Origin of the sequence: Streptomyces sp. NPDC058663 (assembly GCF_042716745.1) — a bacterium.
Taxonomy (GTDB): domain Bacteria; phylum Actinomycetota; class Actinomycetes; order Streptomycetales; family Streptomycetaceae; genus Streptomyces.
The window spans coordinates 65,504-79,130 of the sequence record NZ_JBHXRV010000004.1; the positions used below are offsets into that span (position 1 = coordinate 65,504).

The window sequence follows — 13,627 nt, forward strand, 5'->3', positions numbered from 1 at the left end:
ACGGAGTGGCAGGCCGCGCCCGCGCGGCGGAGCCGCACAGTGACACAGCCCCGCACCCCTGACGGGCGCACCGTGAGGCAGACCCGCACCCCAAGCAACGCCCCCGCCCCGGTATCGTCGACCCCGGTCGCGTCGACCCACCCGCGCCACCACCCCCTCGTACCACGGGAGACACCATGTCCGGCCAGCCCACCCCCCGCCGCACCGTGTTGAAGGGCGCCGCGCTCGCCGGCGCGGCCGGCCTGGGTGTGGCCGCGTGCTCCACCGAGTCCAAGCTCGGACACGCCGAGACGCCGACCCCCACCGCCCCGGTCGACCTCGGCGAGGCGACCGCCGTCCCGGTCGGCGGCGCCAAGCTGTACCGCGAACAGCGGCTGATCGTCAGCTGCCCCGCGAAGGGCGACTACAAGGCGTTCAGTGCCCAGTGCACCCACGCCGGCTGCGTTCTGGACAAGATCGAGGCCAACGAGGGCAACTGCCCCTGCCACGGCAGCAGGTTCGACGTCACCACCGGCAAGGCGCTCAAGGGCCCGGCCACCGCCCCGCTGCCCGCCGTCCCGGTCAAGGTCAAGGACGGCAAACTGATCGCAGGCCCGGACGCCTGACCCCGGCCGGGGGGCTACGGGGGAGCAGCGGGGAACCCAGCGCGACCAGCCCCGCCGGGCGCGCCCAGCCCAGCCAGGCACTCCACGCCAGGCACGCCCAGCCAGGCACGCCCAGCCAGGCACGCCCCCCTCGCCCCCTACTCCCAGTCCCAGTCCACCCCCAGGATCCCCGGCCGCACCCCTTGTTCCACGAAGTGCACCGTTCCGTGCCGTCCGCTCAGGGTCAGGTTCTGGCGTGACGTGCGGGGCGACGCGGCCGAGGTCTGGGCGAAGCGGCGGCAGCGTACCGGCAGGGCCGCTTCGTCGAAGCGCACCTGGAGCACGTACTGCCCGCCCGCGAAGCTGAAGCCGCGTACGTACTCACCGCTCGGCCCGCCGGTGCCGTCCTCGAAGCCGTACCCGAAGAGGTACGTGTCCCCGGCCCGCAGCCGTGCGTCGAAGAGCAGTTCCGCGATCACCACCCCGGTGTCGCGCTGCCAGCGCACCCGCCCCGTACGGCAGTTCTCGCCCGCCCGCACCACCACCCGAGCCGGGTCGCAGCCGGGATCGCCGTGATGGATGGCCAGGTAGCGGTCGATGCCGTCCCGGTGCGCCCGTACGACCTGCTGCGAGTCGCGTCCCACCAGCGCCCGGTCCGGGCCGATCCGGACCCGCTCGTGGTGGCCGACCGTGTGCAGCCCGCCGTCCTGCGGCGACTCCAGTTCCGCCAGCAGTCGTTCCACCGACCCCGACGCCTCTACCAGCGCCCGGTAGGACCGTGTCGCGGGCCGTTCGGAATCGCCTCCCGGACCCTCCGCCGCCAGCAGCCGTACCAGCGACTCGGCGGGCAGCTTCAGCACCGCCTCCAGCTCCCGTACGGCCCGTAGCGATTCGGGGCGCTGCGGGCGGCGCGCTCCCTGCTGCCAGTAGCTCAGACTGGTCACCCCCACCCTGACGCCCCGGCCCGCGAGATGGTGCTGCACCCGCTGCAGCGGCAGCCCGCGCAGTGCCAGCGCCGCTCGCAGCGCCAGGTGGAACGGCCCGGTGCGCAGCAGCAGTTCGAGGTCGGCGGCCCTGCCGGGGCTACGGACGGCCTGGGCAGGGGGGCGGGACGCCGCTCCGGGCACGTGCCCAGCCCCGGTGGGCGAGCTCCCGGCCCCGCCAGCCTCCCGCCCGGCCCCGCCAGCCTCCCGCCCGGCCCCGCCAGCCTCCCGCCCGGCCCCGCCAGACACCCGCCCGGCCGCCCCCGCGGGCACCCGCCCGGCCGCCCCCGCGGGCACCCGCCCAGCCCCCGCCGCCCCCCGCTCCGCCCCCGCCGGTCCGTGCGTCGTGCCGGCCGGCGGGTGGGGGGCGGCCGCCGGTTCGTCGGGGGCCCGTGCGGGTTCGTGCGGGGCGGGTGCCGGTGCGGGAGGGCGGGTGTCCGGCGACGGGTGCTGCCGCATCACAGCTCCTTGGGTGGCGGTGAACATTCACGGCGGCACACCGCACCGGCCTGCCGCCGTCGGCGAAGCGGGCTGCTGGGCGGGAGCGGGCCGTTCACATCCCGGCCACCCCGTTCACAGCACCGCGTCATCCCGCATTGAAGCGTGTTGACCTGCACCCGACAACACCCGATGCTCCTCAACAGCGTCCGGACGCGCTCCTCCGGCCCTCCCCCGCTCAGGCTCGCCGGAGCGGGGGAGGCCCCCACCCCGCCTCGGGAGGAACGCGATGCGCAACCCGTACAAGAGACGGCTCACCCTGGCCGCTCTCGCCACCGCGACCCTGCTCGCCGTCCCCACGGCGACAGCGGCCGCGGCCCCCACCGCCGCCCCCACCCCCGCCGTCGACCCCGCCGCCCCGAAAGCCGCCGCACAGGACGGCGTCCAGACCGGCCGGCAGGCCCCGCTGCTGGCCGCCAAGCGCCTCAACATCACCATGCAGGCCCAGGAGAAGACCAACTGGTGCTGGGCGGCGGGCGGAAACACCATCGCCTCCTGGTTCGGCAAGAAGTACAGCCAGAACCAGTTCTGCAACGCCGCCTTCGGCCGCAGCCAGAACACCGCCTGCCCCAACAACCAGGCCACCCTCGGCAACGTCCAGAACGGCCTCGACTGGGCGGGCGTCAACCCCGGCTCGTACGTCACCGGCTATCTGCGGTACACCACCGTGCAGAACGAGATCACCGCCGACCGTCCGGTCGAGACCCGCATCCAGTGGTCCTCGGGCGGCGGGCACATGCACGTCATCTACGGGTACGACACCGCCAACAGCTGGGTCTACTGGGGCGACCCGTGGCAGACCAGCGACCGCTACAACTGGGCCTCGCACGCCTGGTACGTGAACAACAACTCCTTCTCCTGGACCCACTCGCTCTACAAGATCGGGGCGTGACGAGGATGACCTCCCACTTCGGATCCGCCGCGGTCGCCGCCGTCACCGCCACTCTCCTGCTCGGCGCCGCGGCCGAGGCGGGCGCCGCCGAACAGCCCACGCCCAGGCCCGACAGGGCGGCGGCCGAGAAGGCCGCCACCGCCCCCGCCACCCTCGACACCCTCGCCCGCTTCTTCGCCAGGGACGGCGCCCTCGCACGCGGCGCCGCCGCTCCGCAGGTGCGGGCCGGTGCCGTCGAGGTCAACACACTGTCCCCGGCGTTCGTCGCGGGCAGGCCGGGCGCCCCGGTCGCCCAGCTGGAGTTCATGGCCTCCACGGCCGTCGCCGCCGACGGGCGGAAGGCGTCCCTGTGGACAGCCCCCCTCCAGGGCACGTGGCAGGTGGTGAACATCGCCACCGGCGACGACGAGACCCGCTACGCCGCCGACGGCGTCCGCAAGCTCCCCGGCGGCACCGTCTTCCGCGAACCCCAGATCGACGCCTGGTACGTCGCCGACGCGCGGCGCGTGCTGCCGCTCGACGAGGACGCCACCCGCGCGGTCGGCGCCCGGGGCACCACCCTCGCCGCCTACGGGCAGCGGGTGCGGGCCGCGTACGCCGACAAGCTCCCCGGCTCCGCCTACGCCGAGCAGGGCAAGGCCGGAGGCTACGCACAGCAGCCCCAGGGAACCGCCGCCCAGGCACCGGCCACCGGTACCGCCGCCCAGGCACCGGCCCCGGGTACCGCCGCTGAGGCACCGCCCACCCGCACAGCCACCGCCCACGGCGCGCCCCTGGCTGCCGTAGGGGGAGCGGCCCTGCTCGCCCTCGCGGGCTTCGCCGTCGTACGCCTGCGCCGTCGCGAGCAGCCGTGACGGACACCCTGCGCCGTCGCGGGCAGTCGTGAAGGACGGCCGCACCGCACCCGTGTGAACAGCCGGGGTGCCCCACCCGGGGCACCCCGGCTGTCAGTGCCCGCAAGTAGGCTGTGCGACATGGCAGACCCCTCCAGCTACCGTCCCAAGCCGGGCCAGATCCCCGACTCGCCGGGGGTCTACAAATTCCGCGACGAGCACCGCCGGGTGATCTACGTCGGCAAGGCGAAGAGCCTGCGCCCGCGGCTCTCCTCGTACTTCCAGGACCTGGCGAACCTCCACCCGCGCACCCGCACGATGGTGACCACCGCCGCGTCCGTCGAATGGACGGTCGTCTCCACCGAGGTCGAGGCGCTCCAGCTGGAGTACTCCTGGATCAAGGAGTACGACCCCCGGTTCAACGTCAAGTACCGCGACGACAAGAGCTATCCGTCCCTCGCGGTGACCATGAACGAGGAGTTCCCGCGCGTCCAGGTCATGCGCGGCCCCAAGAAGAAGGGCGTCCGCTACTTCGGCCCGTACGGACACGCCTGGGCGATCCGCGAGACCGTCGACCTGATGCTCCGGGTCTTTCCCGTCCGCACCTGCTCCGCCGGGGTGTTCAAGAACGCCGCCCGCACCGGCCGCCCCTGCCTGCTCGGCTACATCGGCAAGTGCGCCGCCCCCTGCGTCGGCCGCGTCACCCCCGAGGAGCACCGCGAACTCGCCGAGGACTTCTGCGACTTCATGGCCGGGCGCACGGGCACCTACCTCCAGCGCATCGAGCAGCAGATGATGATCGCCGCCGAGGACATGGAGTACGAGAAGGCCGCCCGCCTCCGCGACGACATAGGGGCACTCAGGCGCGCCCTGGAGAAGAACGCGATCGTCTTCAACGACGCCACCGACGCCGACCTCATCGCCCTCGCGGAGGACGAGCTGGAGGCCGCCGTGCAGATCTTCCACGTACGCGGCGGACGCGTGCGCGGCCAGCGCGGCTGGGTCACCGACAAGGTCGAGAACGTCGACACGGCCGGCCTCGTCGAGCACGCCCTCCAGCAGCTGTACGGCGAGGAGAAGGGCGACGCCGTGCCCAAGGAGGTGCTCGTTCCCGCGCTCCCCGAGGACGCCGCCGCCGTCAACCAGTGGCTCAGCGGCCGCAGGGGCTCCCAGGTCTCGCTGCGCATCCCGCAGCGCGGCGACAAGAAGGACCTGATGGCCACGGTCCAGCGCAACGCCCAGCAGGCCCTGATCCTGCACAAGACGAAACGGGCCTCCGACCTCACCACCCGCTCCCGCGCGCTGGAGGAGATCGCCGACGCCCTCGGACTCGACGGTGCACCGCTGCGCATCGAGTGCTTCGACATCTCCCACCTCCAGGGGGACGACGTCGTGGCCTCCATGGTGGTCTTCGAGGACGGTCTGGCCCGCAGGAGCGAGTACCGGCGCTTCGAGATCAAGAGCTTCGAGGGGCAGGACGACGTCCGGTCGATGCACGAGGTGATCGGCCGCCGGTTCAAGCGCTACCTCCAGGCGAAGGAGCGCACCGGGGAGTGGGTCGCCGCCGGTCAGGACGGGCAGGAGCAGGCGCAGGTGCCCGGGGGAGAGGTCCCCGCGCAGGAGGCGGACGAGGAGGGCAGGCCCAAGCGGTTCGCCTACCCGCCGCAGCTCGTCGTCGTCGACGGCGGACAGCCGCAGGTCGCGGCGGCCAAGCGGGCGCTGGACGAACTGGGCATCGACGACGTCGCCGTCTGCGGCCTCGCCAAGCGGCTCGAAGAGGTCTGGCTGCCCGGCGAGGACGACCCGGTGGTCCTGCCCCGCAGCAGCGAGGGCCTCTACCTCCTGCAGCGGGTGCGCGACGAGGCCCACCGCTTCGCGATCGCCTACCAGCGCAGCAAACGGGCCAAGCGCTTCCGCGCCGGCCCTCTCGACGAGGTCCCGGGCCTCGGCGAGAGCCGCAAACAGGCACTGCTCAAGCACTTCGGTTCGGTGAAGAGGCTCAGGTCCGCCACAATTGACCAGATCTGCGAGGTTCCCGGCATCGGACGCAAGACCGCCGAGACCGTGGCCGCCACCCTCGCGAGCGCGGCCCCGGCCGCACCTGCCGTGAACACGGCGACAGGAGAGATCATTGAAGACGACGAGGCAACCGCACCCGCGGTGGTCCCGTCGGAGAACGGGGGCAGTAGCGATGACCGAACAGCGCCAAGAACATGACCCGGACCGCGACCGCGACCAGGATCAAGACCGAGACGGAGCACACGTGAGTACGGGCACGACGCGGGAGACCGCCGAGCCGGCCGAGACGCCCATCCCCGAGCTGGTCATCATCTCCGGCATGTCCGGGGCGGGCCGCAGCACCGCCGCGAAGTGCCTGGAGGACCTCGGCTGGTTCGTCGTCGACAACCTGCCACCCGCGCTGATCCCCACCATGGTGGAGCTCGGCGCCCGCTCCCAGGGCAACGTGGCCCGCATCGCCGTCGTCGTCGACGTCCGCGGCCGCCGCTTCTTCGACAACCTCCGCGAGTCCCTCGCCGACCTCGACGCCAAGGGCGTGACGAGGCGCATCGTCTTCCTGGAGTCCTCCGACGACGCCCTGGTCCGCCGCTTCGAGTCGGTCCGCCGCCCGCACCCCCTCCAGGGCGACGGCCGGATCACCGACGGCATCGCCGCCGAGCGCGACCTGCTGCGCGAGCTGCGCGGCGACGCCGACCTGGTGATCGACACCTCCAGCCTCAACGTCCACGAACTGCGCGCCAAGATGGACGCCCAGTTCGCCGGCGACGAGGAGCCGGAGCTGCGCGCCACCGTCATGTCGTTCGGCTACAAGTACGGCCTGCCCGTCGACGCCGACCTCGTCGTGGACTGCCGCTTCCTGCCCAACCCGCACTGGGTCCCCGAGCTGCGCCCCTTCACCGGCCTCAACGAGGAGGTGTCCGGGTACGTCTTCAACCAGCCGGGCGCCAAGGAGTTCCTGGACCGGTACACCGAGCTTCTCCAGCTGATCGCCACCGGCTACCGCCGCGAGGGCAAGCGGTACGTCACCATCGCGGTCGGCTGCACCGGCGGCAAGCACCGCTCGGTGGCCATGTCGGAGAAGCTCGCCGCGCGCCTCGCCTCCGAGGGCGTCGAGACCGTCCTCGTACACCGGGACATGGGGCGCGAGTGACCAACCGCACCGTCCGGCTGCACCGTCTGCGCAGGGTCACCTCCGCGCTCGGCGGCCAGCCGTCCCCGCGCGCCGCACGCGGCAGGCGCGGCGCCACGCCCAAGGTCGTCGCCCTCGGCGGCGGCATGGGCCTGTCCGCCTCGCTCGCCGCGCTGCGGCGCATCACGGGCGACCTGACCGCCGTCGTCACCGTCGCCGACGACGGCGGCTCCAGCGGCCGGCTCCGGGAGGAGCTGGGCGTACTGCCCCCCGGCGACCTGCGCAAGGCCCTCGCGGCGCTGTGCGGGGACGACGACTGGGGCCAGACCTGGTCCCGGGTGATCCAGCACCGCTTCCAGTCCAAGGGCGATCTGCACGAGCACGCGGTGGGCAACCTGCTGATCGTCGCTCTGTGGGAGCAGCTGGGCGACCACGTCCAGGCGCTGGACCTGGTCGGCAGGCTCCTCGGAGCCCAGGGGCGCGTGCTGCCGATGTCGGCGGTGCCGCTGGAGCTCCAGGCGCTGGTACGGGGCCACGACCCCGGCCGCCCGGACGACGTCGACACCGTACGGGGGCAGGCGACAGTCGCGCTCACCCCCGGCGAGGTCCAGTCGGTGCACCTCGTACCGCACGATCCGCCTGCCGTTCCGGAGGCGGTGGCGGCGGTTCTTGACGCCGACTGGGTGGTTCTCGGACCCGGTTCCTGGTTCTCCTCGGTGATCCCCCACCTGCTGGTGCCGGAACTGCTTGATGCCCTGGTGGAGACCAAGGCGAGGCGGATTCTGTCCCTCAATCTGGCACCCCAGCCGGGCGAAACCGAGGGCTTTTCACCGCAACGTCATTTGGAGGTTTTGGCCCGACACGCCCCTAAACTCGCCTTCGACGTGGTGCTGGCCGACCAGGCCGCCGTGCCCGACCTTCCCTCACTCGCCGAAGCCGCGAAACGGTTCGGTGCGACGGTCGAGCTGGCGCCGGTGGCCCGGCCCGACGGAGCCCCCCAGCACGACCCGGAGCTCCTGGCAGCCGCGTACGACCGTATTTTTCGGATGCATGGAAGGATCGGCCCATGGCGATGACGGCAGCGGTGAAGGACGAGATTTCCCGGCTTCCCGTCACCCGGACCTGCTGCAGAAAGGCAGAGGTCTCGGCGATCCTCCGGTTCGCGGGCGGCCTGCACCTGGTGAGCGGGCGCATCGTGATCGAGGCGGAGCTGGACACGAGCTACGCGGCACGCAGGCTCAAGAAGGACATTCTGGAGATCTTCGGGCACAGCTCGGAGCTGGTGGTGATGGCCCCCAGCGGTCTGCGCAGGGGCTCGCGCTATCTCGTACGGGTGGTGGCCGGCGGCGATCAGCTGGCGCGCCAGACCGGGCTCGTGGACGGCCGCGGACGCCCCATCCGGGGTCTGCCCCCGCAGGTGGTCTCCGGGGCGACCTGTGACGCCGAGGCGGCCTGGCGCGGCGCGTTCCTCGCGCACGGCTCCCTCACGGAGCCGGGCCGCTCCTCCTCCCTGGAGGTGACCTGCCCCGGCCCCGAGGCGGCGCTCGCGCTGGTCGGCGCGGCCCGCCGGCTCTCCATCGGCGCCAAGGCGCGCGAGGTGCGCGGCGTGGACCGGGTCGTCGTACGCGACGGCGACGCGATCGGCGCCCTGCTGACCCGGCTCGGCGCGCACGAGTCGGTGCTGGCCTGGGAGGAGCGGCGGATGCGCCGCGAGGTCCGCGCCACGGCCAACCGGCTCGCCAACTTCGACGACGCCAACCTGCGCCGCAGCGCGCGGGCTGCGGTCGCCGCGGGCGCCCGGGTGCAGCGCGCCCTGGAGATCCTCGGCGAGGAGGTGCCCGAGCACCTCGCCGCGGCCGGCCGGCTGCGCATGGAGCACAAGCAGGCGTCCCTGGAGGAACTGGGCGCGCTCGCCGACCCGCCGCTCACCAAGGACGCGGTCGCGGGCCGTATCCGCCGGCTCCTCGCCATGGCGGACAAGCGGGCCCAGGACCTCGGCATCCCCGGCACGGAGTGCAATCTGACCGAGGACATGACCGAGGAGATCGAAGAGGAAATGGCCAAGGGCCTCGCCCAGAGCATGGCCGCCAACCTGAGCGGCGGAATGGCGAACGGCATGGTCACGAGCACGTGAACCGGCAGGGTCACGAGCGCGTGAACCGGCAGGGCACGGCCACGAGTACGTGAACCGGCGAGCACGTGGACCCGCAGGGCTCCGCGTCCGTGAGCGGCAGCGCCGAGCCCGCGCCCCGCAGCGCTCCACCGCATCGGAGCTTGTGATTCCGTTTTAACCGGCTGCCCCTGGTGCCCAGTTGGGTGACAGGGGCAGCTTCTTTGTCTGCCCGATCTGCTCTTGACGTGGCCATGAATGCTCACGACTCTGACGTCTGTTCACTCTCGTGACAGTCAACAGCAAGGGGGGCACATGAGACGCAGAGCGAGATCCATCCTCGCCGCTTCTTCACTGCTGATAGCCGGAGCCGCCGTGGTACCCGCGGCCCAGGCGCAGCCCGCCGACAACGCCGCCGCGGGCGGCGACCACGTCTCGGTGTGGAATGCCACCGTCACCCAGGCCCAGGTGCCACTGCTGCTCAGGGCGGGCACCGACGCCCACGAGCTGAGCGAACAGGTGCCGGCCAAGGGCACCGCCACCGTCGAGCTGATCCTCCCCGAGAAGAAGGCCGCCGCACTGCGCGCCCAGGGCGTCGACATCAGCGAGCACCGGGTGTCCCCGGCCAGGGCGCGCGCGGCCGCCGACGGCGACGGGGTGTTCCGGCCGTACAGCGGCAAGGGCGGCCTCCAGGAGGAACTGCTCGCCGTCGCCCAGGCCAACCCCGCCCTGGCCAAGGTCGTGTCCCTCGGCAAGACGGTCCAGGGCAAGGACATCCTGGCCCTCAAGCTCACCAAGAACGCCCGCGCGAGCGCCGACGGCTCCAAGCCCGCCACGCTCTACCTGTCCAACCAGCACGCCCGGGAGTGGATCACCCCGGAGATGACCCGGCGCCTGATGCACCACTACGTGAACGGGTACGGCAAGGACGCGCAGATCACCAAACTGGTCGACAGGAGCGAACTGTGGTTCGTGCTGTCCGCCAACCCGGACGGCTACGACTACACCCACACCGCCCCGGCCGACCGCAACGTCCGGCTGTGGCGCAAGAACCTCCGCGACACCAACGGCTCCGGACGCATCGACGCCGGCGACGGCATCGACCTCAACCGGAACTTCGCCTACAAGTGGGGCTACGACAACGAGGGTTCCTCGCCCGATCCCGCCGACCAGACCTACCGCGGCCCCGCGGCGATGTCCGAGCCCGAGACGCTCGCCCTCGACCGTTTCCAGAAGCGCATCGGCTTCAAGTACGCGATCAACTACCACTCCGCCGCCGAACTGCTGCTCTACGGCGTCGGCTGGCAGGTCGCCACCCCGACCCCCGACGACGTGGCCCTCAAGGCCCTCGCGGGCACCCCGGAGAACTCGGCGGTCCCCGGCTATTACCCTCAGGTCTCCTCCGAGCTGTACGTCACCAACGGCGAGGCAGACGGCCACGCGGGCAACATCAACGGCATCAAGATGTTCACCCCCGAGATGTCGACCTGCCAGACGATCTCCGACCTCGACCCGAACGACCGGTGGAACGCCCGCGACTGCATGTCGGGCTTCAACTTCCCCGACGACGAGAAACTGATCCAGCAGGAGTTCGCCAAGAACGTCCCGTTCGCGCTCTCCGTCGCACAGACCTCGCTCACCCCGGACCAGCCGGTCTCCTCCGTCGGCATCGACGCCCCCGACTTCACGCTCGACCCGTTCACCGCCTCGTACGCCCGTGACAAGGACCAGGAGGTCAATGTCACCGTCCGCAAGTCGGTGCGCGACAAGGAGCTCAGGTACCGCGTCAACGGCGGCAAGGTCCACGACCAGGCGCTGAAGGCCTGGGACGGCGGCCTGCGCTACGGCGACGAGGACAACACCTACTTCGACGACTACCGCGCCAAGGTCCAGGACGGCAGGCCCGGCGACAAGGTCGAGGTCTGGTTCACCGGGCGGACCAAGGCCGGAAAGCCCACCTCCAGCGAGCACTTCACCTACACCCTCGCCGAGCGCCCCAAGGCCGCGCACCTGGTGGTCGCCGAGGAGGGCGCCCCCGCGACCCAGGTCCAGAAGTACGTGGACGCCCTGCGGGCCAACGGCCGCTCCGCCACCGTCTGGGACGTCGCCACCCAGGGCGCCCCGCACTCCCTGGGCGTCCTCGGCCACTTCGACTCGGTCGTCCACTACACCGGCGCGCACACCCCCGGCGGCCCGACCCAGTACCAGCTGCGCCAGTACCTCAACGAGGGCGGCAAGCTGGTCGAGGCCGGTGAGAAGACGGGCGGCGCGGCCCAGCTCGGCCCGGCCCTGACCGACGACTTCAGCCAGTACTACCTCGGTGCGTACGGCAGGACCAACGCCCCCGGCGCCACGGGCTTCGCCGGAGCCGGCGGGCTCGCCGGCGCCACCACCCCGCTGACCGCGGCGCCCGGCAACCCGCTGGACACCGCGGGCGCCTACCTCGTCACCTCCGACTCGCTGCCGGCCGCGCAGTTCCCGCAGTTCAAGAGCGCCCAGGCGGGCCGCTACACCGGCATCAACAACCCGTACGCCCCCTACCAGGGCTCCTGGATGGCCTCCGCGACCAGCCAGAGCGGCCAGTACAAGCGACTGACCCGCACCGTCGACCTCACCGGGGTGAGCGCGGCCGACCGGCCCACCCTGAAGGCCGCCCTCAACTGGAACACCGAGAACGGCTACGACCACGCCGTCCTGGAGGCCCACACCGCGGGCGCCGAGGACTGGACCACCCTCCCCGAGGCGGGCGGCGCCACCAGGAACACCGTGCCGACCCAGTGCGACCAGGGCTTCTTCATGGACGCCCACCCCTTCCTGACGCACTACCTGACGCGCTCGGACGCGGGCTGCACGGCGACCGGCACCTCCGGCTCGTGGAACAGCTTCACCGGTTCCTCGGCAGGCTGGAAGCCGGTCTCCTTCGACCTGAGTGCCTACGCGGGCAAGAAGGTCGAGCTGTCGCTGAGCTACCTCACCGACCCCAGTGACCTCGGCCGCGGGGTGTTCCTCGACGACACGCGGCTCTCCGTCGGCGGCGCCGACAGGGAGACCGAGGGCTTCGAGACCTCGCTGGGCGTCTGGACGCCGGGCGCCGCGCCCGCGGGCAGCCCGGCCGTGGAGTCCCCGTGGGCCCGTACCGGAGAGCTCTTCCAGACGTACGCGGCCATCACCACGCGTGACACCGCACTCCTCGGCTTCGGCCTGGAGCACGTCCCGGACGCCGGACAACGCGCCAGGATCCTGGAGAAGGCGCTGAAGAGCATCAAGGGGTGAGCTCCACCCCGCTCATCTGATGTCAAGCTCCCCTCCTGATGGTCACTCACGGTAGTGGGGGCGAAGGTCCCGACGACCCGTACACCCCGCTGGATTACTGGGGAGTACGGGTCGTCGGCCCGCATCGGGACCTGACTCGGACCCACTCGATGCGACGTCAAGGTCTACGGAGAGGTAGGGTCGGAGGCGGTCGGGGACATCCCATACAAGCTTCGCCGTGGCGTCGAAACCCGGCGTACCAACGAGGAGATCGGTTCGTGACGATCCGCGTAGGCATCAACGGCTTCGGCCGCATCGGGCGCAACTACTTCCGGGCGCTGCTGGAGCAGGGTGCGGACATCGAGATCGTGGCTGTCAACGACCTGGGTGACACCGCGACCACCGCGCACCTCCTGAAGTACGACACCATCCTGGGCCGTCTCAAGGCCGAGGTGTCGCACACGGAGGACACCATCACCGTCGACGGCCACACCATCAAGGTGCTGTCCGAGCGCAACCCGGCCGACATTCCCTGGGGTCAGCTGGGGGTCGACATCGTCATCGAGTCGACCGGCATCTTCACCAAGAAGGCCGACGCCGAGAAGCACATCGCCGGCGGCGCGAAGAAGGTCCTCATCTCGGCTCCGGCCAAGGACGAGGACATCACCATCGTGATGGGTGTCAACCAGGACAAGTACGACGCGTCCCAGCACCACGTCATCTCCAACGCCTCCTGCACCACCAACTGCGTGGCGCCGATGGCCAAGGTTCTCGACGAGAACTTCGGCCTGGTCAAGGGCCTGATGACGACGGTCCACGCGTACACCAACGACCAGCGCATCCTGGACTTCCCGCACTCGGACCTGCGACGCGCCCGCGCCGCGGCCGAGAACATCATCCCGACCACGACGGGTGCCGCCAAGGCCACCGCCCTGGTCCTCCCGCAGCTCAAGGGCAAGCTCGACGGCATCGCGATGCGCGTGCCGGTCCCGACCGGGTCGGCCACCGACCTGGTCGTCGAGCTCGGCCGCGAGGTCACCAAGGACGAGGTCAACGCCGCGTTCAAGAAGGCCGCCGACGACGGCGACCTGCACGGCTTCCTCACGTACACCGAGGACCCCATCGTGTCCTCGGACATCGTGGGCGACCCCTCCTCCTGCACCTTCGACTCCTCCCTGACCATGGTCCAGGAGGGCAAGACGGTGAAGATCCTCGGCTGGTACGACAATGAGTGGGGTTACTCGAACCGCCTGGTCGACCTGACCGTCTTCGTCGGCGGTCAGCTCTGATCCAGTACTGAGAGCACCATGATGTGAGCGACAGGGCT

General features: G+C 71.5%; 10 protein-coding genes. 9 read left to right on the forward strand and 1 reads right to left on the reverse strand.

All coding sequences use genetic code 11. From position 1 onward, the window contains the following. Window positions 1–176 precede the first annotated feature (176 nt). Complete coding sequence (locus tag ACFWVV_RS04140) at window positions 177–605, forward strand: Rieske (2Fe-2S) protein (protein WP_384349543.1); 429 nt, start codon at window positions 177–179, stop codon at window positions 603–605. 137 nt (window positions 606–742) lie between these two features. Here the strand turns inward: ACFWVV_RS04140 and ACFWVV_RS04145 are convergent, their stop codons facing one another. Further along, window positions 743–1,642, reverse strand: a complete 900-nt coding sequence (locus tag ACFWVV_RS04145; protein ID WP_384349835.1) for a hypothetical protein — start codon at window positions 1,640–1,642, stop codon at window positions 743–745. Between the two features lie 652 nt (window positions 1,643–2,294). Here ACFWVV_RS04145 and ACFWVV_RS04150 point away from each other — a divergent pair. The 8 genes from ACFWVV_RS04150 (at window position 2,295) to gap (ending at window position 13,589) form a co-directional block, all read left to right on the forward strand. Continuing rightward, window positions 2,295–2,957, forward strand: a complete 663-nt coding sequence (locus ACFWVV_RS04150) for a papain-like cysteine protease family protein (protein WP_384349546.1) — start codon at window positions 2,295–2,297, stop codon at window positions 2,955–2,957. Between the two features lie 5 nt (window positions 2,958–2,962). Further along, window positions 2,963–3,811: a hypothetical protein gene (locus ACFWVV_RS04155; RefSeq protein ID WP_384349837.1), complete on the forward strand. Its 849-nt coding sequence runs from the start codon at window positions 2,963–2,965 to the stop codon at window positions 3,809–3,811. Window positions 3,812–3,931: 120 nt separating this feature from the next. After that, window positions 3,932–6,007, forward strand: a complete 2,076-nt coding sequence (gene uvrC / locus ACFWVV_RS04160) for an excinuclease ABC subunit UvrC (protein WP_384349549.1) — start codon at window positions 3,932–3,934, stop codon at window positions 6,005–6,007. Then, entirely contained in the window at window positions 5,982–6,959 is a 978-nt protein-coding gene (gene rapZ / locus ACFWVV_RS04165; protein ID WP_384349552.1) for an RNase adapter RapZ, read from the forward strand. Before uvrC ends, rapZ begins: the two co-directional genes overlap by 26 nt. Continuing rightward, entirely contained in the window at window positions 6,956–8,014 is a 1,059-nt protein-coding gene (yvcK, locus tag ACFWVV_RS04170) for a uridine diphosphate-N-acetylglucosamine-binding protein YvcK (RefSeq protein WP_384349554.1), read from the forward strand. The genes rapZ and yvcK overlap by 4 nt, the downstream gene beginning before the upstream one ends. Then, window positions 8,005–9,072, forward strand: coding sequence for a DNA-binding protein WhiA (whiA, locus tag ACFWVV_RS04175; protein WP_384349556.1), 1,068 nt, complete (start codon window positions 8,005–8,007; stop codon window positions 9,070–9,072). The genes yvcK and whiA overlap by 10 nt, the downstream gene beginning before the upstream one ends. A gap of 291 nt (window positions 9,073–9,363) precedes the next feature. Beyond that, on the forward strand, window positions 9,364–12,321 hold the full coding sequence (locus ACFWVV_RS04180; protein WP_384349559.1) for a M14 family zinc carboxypeptidase: 2,958 nt from the start codon (window positions 9,364–9,366) through the stop codon (window positions 12,319–12,321). Between the two features lie 257 nt (window positions 12,322–12,578). Next, window positions 12,579–13,589, forward strand: coding sequence for a type I glyceraldehyde-3-phosphate dehydrogenase (gene gap / locus ACFWVV_RS04185; RefSeq protein WP_384349562.1), 1,011 nt, complete (start codon window positions 12,579–12,581; stop codon window positions 13,587–13,589). Window positions 13,590–13,627: the final 38 nt, after the last annotated feature.